The organism is Loigolactobacillus bifermentans DSM 20003 (assembly GCF_001434575.1).
GTDB classification, from domain to species: domain Bacteria; phylum Bacillota; class Bacilli; order Lactobacillales; family Lactobacillaceae; genus Loigolactobacillus; species Loigolactobacillus bifermentans.
The window spans coordinates 178127-193659 of the sequence record NZ_AZDA01000046.1 but is presented as its reverse complement, the minus strand read 5'-3'; the positions used below and the strand labels follow the sequence as shown (position 1 = coordinate 193659).

The window sequence follows — 15533 nt, the reverse complement described above, 5'->3', positions numbered from 1 at the left end:
TGGTCCAAAATTGTGCGGTATGCCGATATTAAACCTCGTATGAATAATTCGGGTAAACTTGAAAAATATTTAAAATTTCAAAATATAGATTTTTTAAAAGACCAATCAAAGCTTAAAAACTTTTGGGATATTGCTAAGGAAGATTTTAGTTCTGAAACAAGAAGAGCAGAATTTTACGAGACTATGGCATATCATAATATAGGAATTACAAAAAATGAATATCTTAGTATATTGAGAAGTGCTCTATATGGAACAAATTTTTCTCGAATGAACAATAGGTCTGATATGATTGATGAAATTGCGGAATTTTCAGTTGTGGATAAAGTGTTTCAACAGATTATAAATTATAATTTTGATGATTTACTTGATTATAAAATTTCTAAGCTGAGAATAAAGTATGATATAAAAAGTAAGATGGAGATTCCAGAGGATCTTATTAAACACTGCCATGGATTTCTTCCAATGTATGAAAGCTGGCGCCAGTATAGTTCACAGAATGTGATTCTTAGCGATGATGCGTATATGGAACTGCTTACAAATTCTTCTAATGAGGCAAATGTAGTGCAATCACAGTTATTGCAGAATACACAGGCCTGGCTAGTTGGTTTTTCATTTAATGACGTTAATTTACGAAGATTACTGTGGCAGTCAAAACAGAATCGTAATAAGAATGGTATAAAACAACGACATATTGCTTTTATTAAACGAATACGATTGGAAGAAGGACAAATACCTAATGGTCGATTACGTCGTTTTTTAAATTTTGAGTTGTTTCATGATCAAATTAAAATACTTAATGAATTGGGAGTTCAAGTGTTTACTGTTGAAAGTTTTGATGAATTACCATTAAAGTTTAGAAAAGCATTAAATAGATCAATAAGTTTAAAAACTGAATGATTTAAAAATATGTCACCTGCTAAGCAAATACCCAAGACAGCGTGACTATTTAACGATATGCAGTTTTAAATGGTTATTTGCCCAAGGCAGTTATATTATTTAAATGTTGGATTCAAATTAAGAAAAATTGAGTTGTATGTTATTAGCCATATCATAAACGTATCACCGATGAAATGACACCAGCAGTTGAAAGGGCTAGGTACAGCACTGCGTGGCGTAAAACAGGTACCGATTAAAAAGTAAAATCTGACTGATACTCCAGGAAACACGTGGTAATCAAATCATTTGGCGAACCCGGATGCTTATGCCATAATAACGCCATAAGCGCTACCAATGCTTTCAAATGTGGGCGCAAACGTTAAATGAGGTGATCGATATGACAAAGAAGATCGGCTTTTTGAGTTTTGGGTTTTGGCAACAAAATAATTCTATGGTAACTTCTGCCCAACAGGCTTATGAAGAATCAGTGGATTTGGCAGTTGAAGCGGAGAAGTTAGGTATGGATGGCGCCTGGTACCGGGTGCATCATTTTGCAGACCAAATTGGCACGCCGTATCCGTTAATGGCTGCGGTTGGGGCAAAAACGTCTAAAATCGAGATTGGCACTGGCTTAGTGGATATGCGGTATGAGAATCCGTTTATGATGGCGGAAAATGTCATGTCAACCGATGTTCTCACGCAAAGCCGGGTGGAACTTGGTGTTGGCCGCGGGTCGCCGGAACAAGTGAAGGATGGCTGGCAGTATTTTGGTTATGATTATTCGGAAGAAGAAATCAAAGAAATTGCCCGGCAGCGCACGTTGAAGTTTTTGGAACTGCTCAAAGGGGAACCTTTTGCGGAACCTAATCCGCAACCGATGTTTCCACAAGCACCTGGTTTACGCCGGTTAGAGCCGTTTTCACCAACGTTGCACAAGCGGATCTGGTGGGGCGCTGGTAGTCAGGCCACTGCAGTTTGGGCGGCCCAACAGGGGATGAACTTACAGTCTTCCACGTTGGTGAACTACGAGTCCAATGAACCATTCCACGTGCAACAGGCTAAGCAGTTACAAGTTTATAAGGCAGCGTGGAAGCAAGCAGGACACGATTTTGAACCGCGGACGCTGGTCACCCGTTCCATTATGCCAATTGTCAATGACCAAGATGCGAAGTTATTTGCCCAAGGGACCCAAACCAATGATGAAGTGGGTTACTTGGCTTATCACCAAAACCCAACGATTTTTGGGAAGATGTTTGTGGGTGAACCTGATCAGTTGATCAAGGAGTTAGCCGAAGATCAAGCAATTCAAGAAGCTGATACCGTGTTGATCACCGTACCGTCAACGTTAGGGGTGGCCTATAACGTCCATTTGTTAAGTTCGATTATGAATGACATTGCACCAGCGTTAGGCTGGCGGTAATGAAAGCAGGATCCTAGGTCTGAATTTCAGGTTTAGGATCCTTTTTTGATGGGTTTAAACACCAAGTACGTAAGTTATTAATAAGCGCGACTGATAACTGACAAGAAAGGGTGTTCAACGAAATTGAGACGAGATTTTTTCAAATGGCATGGTGGTTTAAAGCGGGGTTACTGGCGCTTACTGGCAGGTATCATAGGCTATTTAATTGGGACCGTGAGGCTACCGGTACCGTTACGTTGGTTAAATACCAATGACTTGCAAGAAAATGTTTTTTGGGCTAACATCAAAGAAATTAGTGTGTTGATCGGTGGCATTGTGGCCGTCTTTACCTATTTTTGGAATGGTCGTTCACGTAAGCAGGATATCGCTTATAAGAAGTTTGATCGAACCATTGAAGCCGAAACCTATTTTCATAATGAATTGTCAAAGCAGATTCAGCAACTGACGGCGCAGTACCAGAATATGTTGGTGCGCAAACAATATTATGAGCAGCCGAATAATATGATTAAAACGTCAATTCTAAAAGATGTTGCTGTAATGGTTGATTTTGGCGCCTGTCTAAAGGGATTAAATGTGTTAGCGGCCTATACTTATTACGACACGTTTAATAAATTACAGTTTTATAGTAGTACAGCTGATGGGATTGGCTTATTAGCGAGCATTGAAGGATTTGATACAATTCAGTTAATTTTTGACGAAACACATCGAATGAATGATTATAAAACAATCATTAATGAAGCATTACAATATCTAAACGATGTTGATGAAAGGCGGGATAAGCATGCAACAAATGAAACACTACACCGAAGCAGACATTAAGTTCACCCCCAGCGATGCAGAAGAATTAAAAGATGTGTTAGCTTACTTAAACAATCCCAAGGTAGATGATGATGATTTTAAGGCACGGATGGCACGCTTAGGACCACGGGAAATGATCAAGCGTAGTGATGAGGCGCTACTTCAACAGTACCGCTATGCCAGCATTAATTATCCAAGGCATTATTATCGTGACTAAGTCAGCACTAAAAGAGCCGCCATCCAACTGATATTCAGTTGCGTGGCGGCTATTAATTTGCGCTTAAAAATCAGTTGGGCGGGTTGTTGAAGCACCAAAATGATACCGAATGGCGTCAAGAATGCGTTCAGTGGCGTGACCATCCCCGTAAGGATTTTTGGCATTGGCCATTTTATCATAGGCGGCCTGATCGGTTAGTAAGGTTTCCATGGCAGTGGCAACTTGTTCTGGATCAGTGCCCACCAGTTTCAACGTGCCTGCCGTAACGCCTTCTGGTCGTTCGGTGGTGTCGCGCAAGACTAGCACCGGTTTGCCTAGCGAAGGGGCTTCTTCTTGAACGCCACCTGAATCAGTCATGATAAAGGTGCTGCGCGCGGCCAGGTTATGAAAATCAATGACGTCCAGTGGTGGGATCAAGTGGATCCGCGGGTCGTTGCCTAAAATTATGTCGGCGGCGTGTTTGACGACTGGGTTTAAATGGACGGGGAACACCACTTCCACGTCAGCATGGCGGTCCACCACCGTGCGAATGGCTTTGAAGGTGCGTTCCATAGGGGCGCCTTGGTTTTCACGACGGTGCATGGTAACGAGAATCATTTTGTGGTGGGGATCCAAGTGGTCCAGCAAGTCATGGTGATAATCTGCCGCTACAGTTTGTTGTAAGGCGTCAATGGCAGTGTTACCGGTAATGAAGATCTGATCGGCAGGATGATGTTGGGCCAGCAGATTTGCTTTGCTGGTGGTGGTTGGTGCAAAGTAAAGGTCACTTAAATCATCCGTCAGTTGGCGGTTCATTTCTTCAGGGTAAGGCGCATATTTTTGCCAAGTGCGTAAGCCGGCTTCCACGTGGCCAATGGCAATTTGATGGTAAAAAGCACTGAGACTGGCCGCAAAGGTTGTGGCGGTGTCACCGTGAACCAGCACAATGTCAGGCTGTTCCTGAGTTAAGATGTCATTGATTGCAGTTAAAATATGCACGGTAATATCGGTGAGGCTTTGACTTTGTTTCATAATGTTCAGGTCGTACTGTGGGATAATGTTAAAGATTGCCAATACCTGATCCAGCATTTCCCGGTGTTGGGCAGTAACCACTGTCACCGCGTCAAAAGTGGGATCAGCAGTTAACGCGTTGACCACCGGCGCCATTTTAATGGCTTCAGGGCGAGTTCCGAAAACAGTCATGACTTTGATTTTTTTCATTGGTCAATTCAGCTCCAATTAGCGAGATGTTAGCTCGATTATAGTACAACCCGGTGATATTCTAAACTCGAAATTGAAAGTCATTGAAAATCCAGTAGGCTTTGTTTACACTTAGACTAGTCGACGATTGGTCTACGCCACGTCTGACTAGTTTTAAATTAATCGGATGAGTGATATGAAAAAAATAGCTTTGATCATACTATGTGGGTTCAGTTTACTAGGGCTTGGAGGCTGTCAGCATACTGCGCAGGTGCGTACGCCGCGGCAAGCGCCACGCCAATTTGTGGTGAGAACCCACTGGCAACGTAATCAACAACAGCCGGCGCGGCTAGTCCGGTTTATTAAACGGGGGATGCTGACCAAGCAAGGGTTATATACCAATTATCAGACGGAAAAAGCCCAGACACAGGTGGCCACCGGGCACGAGCTGTTATTAGAGTCATCTGGCTTGTGGCTTAATTATTTGGCGCAAACGCGACAAACTACGGCGTTTAAGACCTTTTATCGCACCACTAAGCGGACCTTTTACCAAAAGCAACAATTTGGTTATCGATACCAACCGCGGACGCATCAGCTGGCCAATGTCAACGCCACTTTAGATGATCTGCGGGTGATTCGGGCGTTATTGACCATGGCCCAGCAAACACACAGCCGCCAACAGCGCCACGAGGCGGCCCAATTATTTGCCCAATTACAGCAACAAAAGGTGATCACAGGTGGCAAAGTGGCGGCGTTTCGGAATCGGGACAATGGGGCCGTTAGCGCTGACGCCCCGCTAGCCTACTATGATTTATTAACCTTGCGCTATTTTGAAACGGGGCGGCAGCGCAACGCTTACCAGCAACAATTAAAAATCGTGCAGCAAGGTTATTTAGGGGATGCTTTTCCACTATATGCCAGCAGTTACAATTGGCATAGCAAAGGCTATAGCAACCAGGACCTGAATACGTCAGAGGCCTTGGAAACATTATTGCATTTAGCTGAGGTCGGGCACCTAAAGGCCACGTCGGTGACTTGGTTGAAAACGCAAGTGGCCCAGCATCAGTTAGCCAATGGTTATTCGGTGACAGGTGGGGTGACGGATCGTGATCAATCAGCGGGTAGTTATGCGTTGGCGGCGATGATTTTTGCCACTGTTGGCGAACAAAAGGCGTATCATCAGGCAATGGCGCAGGTATGGCAGGCGCAAAATACGCAGGTCAGTTCTGCACTGTACGGGGCTTTAAGTGTTGGCAAGCAGTCTTATTCTTACAATGATCTAGTCGGTTTATCAGCGGCGTTATATTAAAAGGAGTTTTTTAGTGGAACAGCAAGAATCGCGTTTTTTTACCAGATTAAGTTATGTCTATTTGTACGTGCCCGTTTTAATCTTTTTGGTGGGCTGGTTGAAAACCAGTTGGTGGGTATTATTACTGGTGTTATTGAGTTATCCCACTTATCGTTTATTTCAACAAGCACCACAAGTATGGGTCCCGAATTTTCGCGTAAAACGAACCTACGTTTATTTGGGTGTGGCGGTTTTGCTAGCGGCTTTGTGGGTCTATTTATCTGGCATTGGGGGCTTGTCCTTTCAAAATTTTGATTTTAAAGGCCGCAATGGCGTGTTTGAAGCCTTGGTCAATCAGCCTTGGCCCGTGCGGTTTAGCACGTCTCATCAAGCACCTTTGGTGTACTACTTTGGATTTTGGCTACCGGCAGCTGGGTTAGGCAAGGTGTTTGGCTTAGCGGTAGGGCTACATTTTCAAGCCGTTTGGGCCGTCGGTGGTGTGTTATTATGCTACTATTTGATTTGTGCCCAGCGTCGACAACTGGCTGTTTGGCCGTTGCTGGTGCTGATTTTTTTCAGTGGTGCCGATATTTTGGCCAAAGTAATCACGCTACAAGATCTGGCACAGGTTACATTGACGTCTCACTTAGAGTGGACTACCCCTTATCAATATAGTAGTTTTACCACCCAGTTATATTGGGTATTTAACCAGGCACTGCCCAGTTGGCTGATTTTCTTATTGCTGAAAACCATGCGCCAAAACCGGCAGTTGTTGGCGGTATTTAGTGTGGGCTTGTTGTACGGCCCGTTGCCATTGTTAGGGTTAGTGCCGTTTGTGGGGTATTGGGCGCTACAGCATCTGCGCCAAAAAACAGGGCCTTGGTGGCACGACCTCATGACTTGGGAAAACGGCCTTGGCTTGGTGTTAATGGTGGTGCTGGGGTTGTTTATCACAGCCAATCAGGTCAGTAGCGAGATCCACCTTAACTTGCCACAAGGGCTGACGCAGTGGGGTTATTATGGTGCCTTTATCGTCACTGAAGTTGGGTTATATGCCGTGTTATTGTGGCGCCAGAATTGGCGCAATCCGGAATTTGACCTGCTGTTGGTTATCTTACTGCTTTGTCCGTTTTTCAAAATTGGGACCGGACCTGATTTTGTCATGCGGGTGTCGATTCCCGCATTACTGATGTTATGTTTATTGGTGCAACAAGCCTTGGCGAACAGTGTGACGCAACCACGCCAATTGATCTGTTTATTGGTAGTATTCGGGTTAGGCGCCGTCACACCCACCCATGAAATTTTGCGTGCGGTAAATTATGATCGGGATCGGTATGTGGCCAAAGTTAACCAGCGACCATTTCAAGATAATCAACGCCATTTGGAGTATGCTGTACCAATCGATCGTCAACCGGATTATCGCCAAAACATCTTAGGGAAGCGGCAGGCGTTTTTCTTCCGGTATCTCGCCCGTTAGTTAGCGGCTGTTTCACAAAAATAACGGCTAGACCAATTTCAAAGCCAGATTGTACAAAACGTCACATTAATAAATGCCAGTAACAGCGCTGGTTTGTGGTACACATATGTTTCACGAAAATATCAATTATTCATTAATGAAAGTGTTAATTGTTGACTATTTTCATGTTATAATTCACATGATAATCTCATTAAATCGAATAGGAACGTTTGCTATGCTTCCATCAGTTTCCAGTGTTAGCGCGTTAGGTAATGGGCTTAAAATAAGAGGAGGATTTAGCATGGTTCAGGATTGTTTATACATTGTGATACCAGCTTATAACGAACAGGATAATATTCAAGCGGTGGCGAAAGAGTGGCATGAAATCGTGCAACAGGTTGGTGCTACCAGTCGGCTGGTGATCATTAATGATGGCAGTCGTGATCAAACCTTGGCGAAGCTACAAGCGCTGGCCCAGCAGTTGCCGCAATTGCTGGTGTTGGACAAGCCCAACGGCGGTCATGGGGATACCGTGTTATTTGGCTATCACTATGCGGTGGCCCATCATGCAGATTATATCTTTCAAACGGATTCTGATGGGCAAACGTTGCCCAGTGAGTTTATGCCATTTTGGCAACAACGGCGGCAATTTGATGCACAATTTGGCTTTCGCAAAGTGCGGCAAGATGGCCTAGCCCGTTGGATCGTCACCAAGGTTTTGCGCCTGGTGGTGTTGGCGCAGTTCCACGTTTGGGTAGTGGATGCCAATACGCCTTATCGGTTAATGTCGGCTAGTAGCCTGGCGCCGTTATTGGCGAAGATTCCAGACAAGTATAATTTACCCAATGTATTGTTGTCGGTGATGTACGTGAAAAAACAGCTTAAATACCGTTTTACCCGCGTGACATTCCGGCCACGGCAAGGCGGTGTGAATAGTATCAATCTAAAGTCAATTATCAAAATTGGGGAACATGCGGTGCATGATTTTTCTGGTTTTCAACATACCTTATTGAAATAACGCTGGATCGCGAGGGAACGTTTTGAAGCAGGCCGTAGCAAAATTTAAAAAGTACCTTTCACCGGCCTTATTTGCGGTACTGCTGGCGGCCATCATTGTTGGGTGGTTATTGTTTGTGCCGCCGATCCATGGCTTAGCGGATAATGGGGATTTTTACCGCGCCATTAACAGTAATGGCATGTATAAATTACATGACACTTATTTGGATTATGTGGCGCCTAAATACGGGATCTATCAATATTTCAATGAAAATCATGCGGCGATTTTTTCGTCACAACCGGTATTTGTGAAAACGGCCCTATTTTTAAATCAGGTGTTTTACAGCCACAAGGTTTTTGACATTCGCTTTATGGGGCTGGTGTATTATGGCTTGTTTTTAGGGGCAATCTACTTACTGACAAAGGCCTTGGTTGTTTCGGAACGACGGTTTCGCAGTTATGTGATTGCGGCCTTAGTGGTGCTTGTTTTTGGGGACTCGTCCTTTACATTATATTTCAACACCTTTTTTGCAGAGCCTGAGATGTACTTGATGCTGATCTATGCCGTTGCGGCGTTGCTGTTGCTAGCACGGCATTGTTACCAGCGGCAGTGGCCGTTGATCGTGTTGTATTTTGTAGCCACCAGTTTATTGGTCACCAGCAAGCAACAAAATGCGCCGCTGGCCTTAAGCTTTATGGTGGGGGCCCTTGGGCTACTGATGCTGGTGCAAAGTAAAGTCCGGCGGCTGGCGTTAGCAGGTTTAATGGCGGTCCTGCTGGCGGCAGGGGTGTACACCTATTCCAATATTAACAGTTACTTTAGTGACATTAACAATTACCATGCGTTTACCCACGGGGTGTTACTGTATTCGGATCAAGACGTGAGTCAAGAAATTAAAAAGTTTGGGATCAGCGAACAGTTTGGCCTCATGCGGAGTGAAGATTATTACACTGAAAAATATACGGCTCTGAAGCCTAGCAGCAAGTACGTGTCGCACCAGTTATTAAGCAAGTACAATTTGCCGTGGCTGTTTAAATATTATGCGTTGCATCCCAAACAGTTTGAAGCGTTGCTCGATGTAGCGGCCCGGGACTTTATGATCACCCAGGTCAAGGCAACCGGGGACTATGTGAAGGCAGCCGGCCACAAGCCACGCGCTCAGCTAACCTTTTTCACGACTTATAGTGCGTTAATGGGGGCCTTTTTTCCCAGGCCGGTTTGCCTTTATTTTATTGCTAGCGGTAAGCTTCATTGGGGTATATGGCATTAGTGCGTACTTTGGGTTTAAGTACCGGCGCAGTGAAAATGTTGTCCGTTTCTTTCTGGTGGTTGCTTTGATGACGGTCAGTGTTTTTGTACCGATCACATCAGTCATCGGCAGTGGTGATGTGGACCTGGCCAAGCATTTATTTATGGCCCCTGTGAGTATGGACTTAATGCTGGTGTTGTTTGTCTCAGACATGTTGCAACACCGACTGTGGTTAGCAGGAGAAGCTGAGGTGACAAAATGAAACGTTCAGTGAAATGGCTGCTGCTAGGGTTGTGCTGGGGATGTCTGTTAATAGCGTTCGGCTGGCGCTCAACTCCGGTTGCCGCGGCTAGCCAACGGGTATTGTTGGTGTATGATTCTAAGAATACGGTGGCCAATGGCACTGCGAAAATCGATACGGTGCAACGCGCACTGACTAGCTTAAATTTAAAAGTCCGAACGGTGTCACAAAATCAGTATCACAAAGGGATGTTGACGCAAGCCTATGCTGGGGTCGTAACGATGATCAACTGGCCGGAAGTGGGCTTAACGAACCAAACCTTTATTCATGATCGAGATCAGTTTCAAGGTGCCAAATTACATATTGGTGATAATTTAACGGCAACGGAAGCGCAGGCTTTAGGTGCTCAGAAGCAAAAAGTGTCTTTAAAACAATTTACACTGAAGGCTCAACAGGCAAGCCAACAATTGCCATTTTCTGAAACCATGACCGTGTTGACACAGACCCATGCGAACAGTACGACTTTTGGCACGTTGGCAACTCAGGAAAAAGACGCGGCCACTTATGCTTATGGCACCGTGTATCAACACAATGGTTATTTACCAGATTGGCGGAATAATGGGTTGAGCTTGACGCTAGCGGTGCAAACCATGGCACAAGTCTTTCAACGTCACATGCAGCAACAACCCATGTTGACCATTACCAATGTGACGCCCTATAGTCACTTGACGCTGTTGGCGCACCTAAGTCAGTATTGTGAAAACCACAATATTCCGTTTGCGGTAAGCACAACAACGGTGGCGCAAAATACCACCATGGCGGCGTATAAGCGTTTTACCAAAGCGTTGCGCAATGTTGAAAATCACAATGGGGTGGTGTATTTACAAACCCCAGCTGTCGGAAACCCTGGAGCTTATGCACAGCCGCAACGGGAGCTACAAAATTTGATCAGTAATGAGCTGGTTGCTTTTGCGCAAAACAATGTGTTTCCAGTGGGGATTAGCAGTCAAGGCTATTGGAACCAAGACCGTGTTTACCGGCAAAACTTTTTAACCAAGACCAATAGCTGGTTATTGCTACCGGATCACCAACCGACCACGTTTATTCATGAGGACCAGCAAGGGACTGCGGTGAAGCAAAGCTTTTTGGCGGTGAGTGCATCCTCCTTTAATACCGTGAAGTCCTTGGCACAGGTCCAGTTTGCGGCGCCAACGGCCTTAACGGTGAAACTGCCTGCAACACAGGCCAAATTACAGGCTGTCGAACGACAAATTACGGGCTTAAATGTCACTTGGTATCAACCGGCTGGTCATTTGGACACCACGTTACAGGCTGGTGCCGTTAAAGTCAGTTATCGTGATGGTCAGTACTTCTTAAATGGTCGTCCCAAAATGGTCAACGATGTGGTGAAACAGAACTTTAAGCAGCCGACGTATCAGCATGTGGTGCGGCTAAAAGGGTTCTTTAAAGTGCAAGGCATGATTTTAACCGTGCTCTTTAGCGTGATTTTCGTGATCTTGATCGGTTTTATTTGGTTAGGACGCAAGATCTATCGGAATAAATATTATCGCTAACGAAGGGGGAAGCAAGCATGCCGATCATTGATTATTTTGTATTAGTTGCAACGGTGGTGATCTGGGGGATCTTAGTAGTGAACCTGATTTTAACGGTAGCAGGCTACATTAATTATTTACGGCAAGTGCGGACACCGGTGCCGGCGCTACCTGCCAAAGTGCCATTTGTCTCGATTTTAGTCCCAGCCCATAATGAAGGGGTGGTGATCGTTAAAACGGTGTTGTCATTGTTAAGTTTTGATTATCCGCATGACAAGTATGAAGTGATCGTGATCAACGACAATTCAGATGACAACTCAGCAGCCCTATTGGGGCAGTTGCAACAAGAATTTACAGCGCAGCGTTTGGTGGTGATCAACACCGATAAAACCAATGGGGGCAAAGGCAAGTCCAATGCGTTAAATATTGGGTTGCAGCAAGCCCGCGGCAGTGTGATCTCGATTTATGATGCGGATAATACACCTGAAAAAAGCGCCCTGCGGATCTTAGTTGCAGAGTTGCTGCAAGATGATCACTATGCGGCGGTTATCGGCAAGTTTCGCACCCGCAACAAAAACGCGTCGATCCTGACCCGATTTATCAACATTGAAACACTGGCGTTTCAGTGGATGGCGCAGGCTGGCCGCCAACAATTATTTGGCCTTTGTACCATTCCCGGCACCAATTATGTGGTACGTCGCAGTGTTGTGGAACAAATTGGGGGCTGGGATGTTAAAGCTTTAGCGGAAGATACAGAAGTCAGTTTTCGTATCTATCAAATGGGCTATAAGATCAAATTCCGTGCGGCAGCGGTAACTTGGGAACAGGAACCGCAAACGTTGGATGTTTGGTTTCATCAGCGCACACGTTGGGTCAAAGGGAATATTTATGTGATCTTGAAAAATCTACGTTTAATTTTCAGTAAGCGTGGCAATCGGATTCGCTTTGATCTGGTGTACTTTATGGTGATTTACTTCTTATTAATGACAGCCTTGATTTTATCAGATGTGGTATTTATCTTATCGGTGGCGGGAATCACCCATTCGGACCTGCAAGGGTTTAGCAATTGGTTGTGGCTGTTTGCCATTGTGTTATTTGTGGTCAGTACGTTTGTAACGCTGACCACGGAACGCGGCGAGTTGTCGGCAGGCAACTTGTCACTGATCTTCTTAATGTACGTTGTCTATAGTCAAATGTGGTTAGCCGTCGCGGCATACGGAATGGTGGGATATATTCGTGAGCAAGTCTTTCATAAACAAGCAAAATGGTACAAAACCAAACGCTATCAGTAGGTGGCTACCCGTCCTATTGGTACTGGGCTGTTGGTTGTGGGTGAGTGGCAAGCAGCCGGTACAAGCGGCCGAAACCTATACCCAAGCGTTTCAAAATGACACGGCAACGCTATCGGGTAAGTCTGTGCAAACCAACATGTACTTCACAAAAATGGACTACTGGACCGTAAAAAAGGCCACGTTTAATTTTAATTATCAAATTTCCCAATTGGCCTCACGGGACACATCTGATATTACGGTGTCCATTAACGGGGTGAAATTTGATTCCTTTCGGCCACAAGCTAAAACTGGGGAGCAAACTGAAACCATCACGATTCCGTTAAACTTATTAAAAGGACAAAATGAACTGGAGATCAATGGTCAGATCTTAAATCAGGCGGGGACGCATTATGATTTGGCCCAAACGCCGGCGAACTGGCTGACCATTGAAGGTGGGTCCAATGTGAACTTTGAATATGACCTGAAAGAAGCGGACAATACCGTTCATTCTTTCTACGATCATTTTTCAGGGCAAGATACCATTGCCCACCAAAAGTCGCGGATCGTGTTGCCCAATCAGCCGACTGCTGGCGAATTAACTGCGGGTATGATCGCTTTATCAGGAGAATCCCGCGTGATCACCACGCAAATCGACCAGATTCCAGTGAAGCGGCTGAAAAATATGGCGGCTCAGCAACAGGACTACATCATGGTGGTAGCGCAATACAAACAGTTACCCCAGCGTTTCAAAAAACAGATCAGTGCCAAAGCCATTGCCAATCACGGGGTGATCAAAACAGATTACACCAACGGCAAGCACTATTTGATCGTGACGGCACCAACAGCCAGCTTGCTGAAGCAGACCGCACGCTTTGTGGCCAACCAAGAGTTAATGCGGGAAACCAACAAGGCCACTGAAACGGTTGGCAGTGATACGGCAACCTTTACCTCATCCTTGCAAGATAACAGCGGGGTGAAACAATTGGCGACAACGAGTACAACAGTGACAGGGGTCGGCCATCACGAAACCAGTTATTTGGTTAGTTTGCCCAATGATCGCTCTAATGCGGACGGTACCACGATCCAATTGCATTTACGTTACAGTCAAAACTTGAATTTTAAACGGTCGTTGGTGACGGCATCAATCAATAATCAAACTATCGGCAGTCAAAAGTTATCGCTGACCCATACCAATGGCGACACCTTTGTGGCCCATGTACCGCGCGGCATGGCGCTAGGCAATACCTTTACCGTCCGGGTTGCCTTTGATCTGGAAATGAAAGATCATGTGCAGTCAGATAATACGGCCACACCTTGGGCGGAAGTATCAGATCGTTCAAAGATCCACGTTAAATCCGAAAAAAGCAACGATTTACTGTTTACTAACTATCCAACCTTGTTTATCAAAAATGAAACTTACAATGACTTAGCAGTGGTGATCCCGAAACATTTAGATGGCAATGACTTTAAAACGTTGACCAACGTGTTTAATTTGATTGGGAATTTTGCCAAAAGCAATACTGGTAGTATTCAATTTTATACCAAAACCCCATCAAAGCAGGTATTGGCCCATCATAATGTGATTGTTGTTGGTACGCCGCAGAATAACGCATTGGTGAAACAGCTGAATCATAAGTTGTATTTCCAATACAATCGTAACTTTAAACGACTGATTTCCAATGAAAAGCTAAGCATTGAACGCGATTACGGCAAAACCATTGGCACGGCGCAACTGTTACGCTCACCTTATAACAGTAAACGTGGGTTGCTGGTGGTAACAGGGGCTAATACCAATGCCACTTATTTGGCGTCAACGCAGATCAATTTTCAAAAGAACATTCGCCAGTTTACTGGGGATGCCATTGTGGTGGACGCCAACAATAGCCACTACGGCTACCGCTTTAAAAAGAACAAGTATATTGACGCCTCTTTAAATAAGAAGGAACTGATCAGTAAAAACTCACAATTGATCTTGTATCTTGGCTTGGCTGTTTTGATGCTGGGCATTTTAGGGGCAACGGCGGTGCTGGTGATTCGCAAACAAGGCCTGTTAAACGGGGGGAAGAAGCATGTCTGACGAGAATAAACGTGAATCCGCTTTTCAAGACGTTGGGCTGATCCTGATGTTGGCGCTATTTTGTGCTTTAGCGATTCTAATGGCGGTTAGTGGCAATTTATTGCTGAATATTTTGTATTTATTTCTCACCATGGGAATCTTGATCATCACTTACTTTTTTGGACTGATCACCAGTTTGCTGACTAATTTTTTGTTTATTGCTGTTCAGGTGTTGATCGTGGTTTACCAATATACTGTTCAAAAAGCTGACGTGCATTGGGAACTGGCCTTTTGGATGATCATGCCGTTGATCTTGTCGGTGATCACTTACTTTATGACCCGCAATCAGATCAAATTACAGGAAAGCAACGGTGAACTGCGCAGTGCTTTGGTAGAACGCGGGGCCTTTGACGAAGAGACCAATCTGCGGACCACCGTCGCTTACGTTGAAGACGCCGGTGTGTTTGTGGAAACCCATCGTCGCTTTGAGCTCCCCGTTGCTACAGTGATCATCAAAATCCGGTATTTTGATGACTTGAAACACATGATGAGTTCGAACCAACTGCAAGCACTGCTACACTTAGCATCTGAAACCATTAAAGCTGAAACACGTAACAACGACATTACCTACTTGCTAAACGTGGAAGACCCCACTTGGGCCGTTTTGCTCTACTCCGACGCAGCTGGTGCCGGCATTGCCGCCAACCGCGTCAAAGCTGGATTTAACAAACAACTGTTGGAAAACTCATTGCTGGCCGACCTGGCGATTTATATGATCGCCGGCGTCGTCCAATGGAATGACGATACCATGACCACCCCGTACGACTTGATCGACGCCGGGGTTCGCGAAACGCAGTATGATTTTTAAATGATATGAGAAGCACTCTAATTGATCTGGCGGTGAGACGGCTGGGTTGGTGGGGTGCTTTTTG

General features: G+C 45.1%; 14 protein-coding genes. 13 read left to right on the top strand and 1 reads right to left on the bottom strand.

Annotated features, from left to right (window positions below; genetic code table 11):
* From FC07_RS07490 to FC07_RS07475, 4 genes are all read left to right on the top strand, one after another.
* The coding region (locus FC07_RS07490) for an SIR2 family protein (RefSeq protein WP_157050124.1) at positions 1–897 on the top strand (897 nt) is incomplete at its 5' end.
* 376 nt (positions 898–1273) lie between these two features.
* Positions 1274–2296, top strand: coding sequence for an LLM class flavin-dependent oxidoreductase (locus FC07_RS07485; protein ID WP_057904508.1), 1023 nt, complete (start codon positions 1274–1276; stop codon positions 2294–2296).
* Between the two features lie 123 nt (positions 2297–2419).
* Positions 2420–3115 carry a hypothetical protein gene (locus FC07_RS07480; RefSeq protein WP_057904507.1) on the top strand — a complete coding sequence of 232 codons (696 nt, stop codon included), beginning with the start codon at positions 2420–2422 and terminating at the stop codon, positions 3113–3115.
* A complete protein-coding gene (locus FC07_RS07475) occupies positions 3078–3311 on the top strand; it encodes a hypothetical protein (RefSeq protein ID WP_057904506.1) in 234 nt (77 codons plus the stop codon). The genes FC07_RS07480 and FC07_RS07475 overlap by 38 nt, the downstream gene beginning before the upstream one ends.
* A 63-nt stretch (positions 3312–3374) precedes the next feature.
* Here FC07_RS07475 and wecB read toward each other — a convergent pair whose 3' ends face one another.
* Positions 3375–4511 (bottom strand): non-hydrolyzing UDP-N-acetylglucosamine 2-epimerase, encoded by a 1137-nt coding sequence (wecB, locus tag FC07_RS07470; RefSeq protein ID WP_057904505.1) that lies wholly within the window; start codon positions 4509–4511, stop codon positions 3375–3377.
* A gap of 175 nt (positions 4512–4686) precedes the next feature.
* On the opposite strand from wecB, the gene FC07_RS07465 reads away from it, so the two are divergent.
* The 9 genes from FC07_RS07465 to FC07_RS07430 all read left to right on the top strand — a co-directional run bounded on the left by FC07_RS07465 (position 4687) and on the right by FC07_RS07430 (position 15469).
* Positions 4687–5799 carry a hypothetical protein gene (locus tag FC07_RS07465; RefSeq protein ID WP_083483242.1) on the top strand — a complete coding sequence of 371 codons (1113 nt, stop codon included), beginning with the start codon at positions 4687–4689 and terminating at the stop codon, positions 5797–5799.
* A 13-nt stretch (positions 5800–5812) separates the two neighbouring features.
* Complete coding sequence (locus tag FC07_RS07460; RefSeq protein ID WP_057904503.1) at positions 5813–7255, top strand: hypothetical protein; 1443 nt, start codon at positions 5813–5815, stop codon at positions 7253–7255.
* 280 nt (positions 7256–7535) lie between these two features.
* Positions 7536–8252: a glycosyltransferase family 2 protein gene (locus tag FC07_RS07455; protein WP_057904502.1), complete on the top strand. Its 717-nt coding sequence runs from the start codon at positions 7536–7538 to the stop codon at positions 8250–8252.
* Between the two features lie 22 nt (positions 8253–8274).
* Positions 8275–9501: a glycan biosynthesis hexose transferase WsfD gene (wsfD, locus tag FC07_RS07450; protein ID WP_338040258.1), complete on the top strand. Its 1227-nt coding sequence runs from the start codon at positions 8275–8277 to the stop codon at positions 9499–9501.
* Positions 9502–9568: 67 nt separating this feature from the next.
* Positions 9569–9742 carry a hypothetical protein gene (locus FC07_RS16355; RefSeq protein WP_338040259.1) on the top strand — a complete coding sequence of 58 codons (174 nt, stop codon included), beginning with the start codon at positions 9569–9571 and terminating at the stop codon, positions 9740–9742.
* On the top strand, positions 9739–11295 hold the full coding sequence (locus FC07_RS07445; RefSeq protein WP_057904501.1) for a hypothetical protein: 1557 nt from the start codon (positions 9739–9741) through the stop codon (positions 11293–11295). The genes FC07_RS16355 and FC07_RS07445 overlap by 4 nt, the downstream gene beginning before the upstream one ends.
* Before the next feature lie 17 nt (positions 11296–11312).
* Positions 11313–12566 carry a glycosyltransferase family 2 protein gene (locus tag FC07_RS07440; RefSeq protein WP_057904500.1) on the top strand — a complete coding sequence of 418 codons (1254 nt, stop codon included), beginning with the start codon at positions 11313–11315 and terminating at the stop codon, positions 12564–12566.
* A 16-nt stretch (positions 12567–12582) separates the two neighbouring features.
* Entirely contained in the window at positions 12583–14622 is a 2040-nt protein-coding gene (locus FC07_RS07435; RefSeq protein WP_235807476.1) for a cellulose biosynthesis cyclic di-GMP-binding regulatory protein BcsB, read from the top strand.
* The gene (locus tag FC07_RS07430) at positions 14615–15469 is read left to right on the top strand and encodes a hypothetical protein (RefSeq protein WP_057904498.1); all 855 of its coding nucleotides are present in this window, start codon (positions 14615–14617) and stop codon (positions 15467–15469) included. The genes FC07_RS07435 and FC07_RS07430 overlap by 8 nt, the downstream gene beginning before the upstream one ends.
* Positions 15470–15533 lie beyond the last annotated feature (64 nt).

What these genes read in the sequence shown, in the direction of transcription:
- FC07_RS16355 (WP_338040259.1), top strand. Translation starts at nt 9,569, where the DNA reads ATGACGGTCAGTGTTTTTGTACCGATCACATCAGTCATCGGCAGTGGT.
- FC07_RS07465 (WP_083483242.1), top strand. Translation starts at nt 4,687, where the DNA reads ATGAAAAAAATAGCTTTGATCATACTATGTGGGTTCAGTTTACTAGGG.
- FC07_RS07440 (WP_057904500.1), top strand. Translation starts at nt 11,313, where the DNA reads ATGCCGATCATTGATTATTTTGTATTAGTTGCAACGGTGGTGATCTGG.
- FC07_RS07445 (WP_057904501.1), top strand. Translation starts at nt 9,739, where the DNA reads ATGAAACGTTCAGTGAAATGGCTGCTGCTAGGGTTGTGCTGGGGATGT.
- FC07_RS07430 (WP_057904498.1), top strand. Translation starts at nt 14,615, where the DNA reads ATGTCTGACGAGAATAAACGTGAATCCGCTTTTCAAGACGTTGGGCTG.
- FC07_RS07455 (WP_057904502.1), top strand. Translation starts at nt 7,536, where the DNA reads ATGGTTCAGGATTGTTTATACATTGTGATACCAGCTTATAACGAACAG.
- wecB (WP_057904505.1), bottom strand. Translation starts at nt 4,511, where the DNA reads ATGAAAAAAATCAAAGTCATGACTGTTTTCGGAACTCGCCCTGAAGCC.
- FC07_RS07485 (WP_057904508.1), top strand. Translation starts at nt 1,274, where the DNA reads ATGACAAAGAAGATCGGCTTTTTGAGTTTTGGGTTTTGGCAACAAAAT.
- FC07_RS07475 (WP_057904506.1), top strand. Translation starts at nt 3,078, where the DNA reads ATGCAACAAATGAAACACTACACCGAAGCAGACATTAAGTTCACCCCC.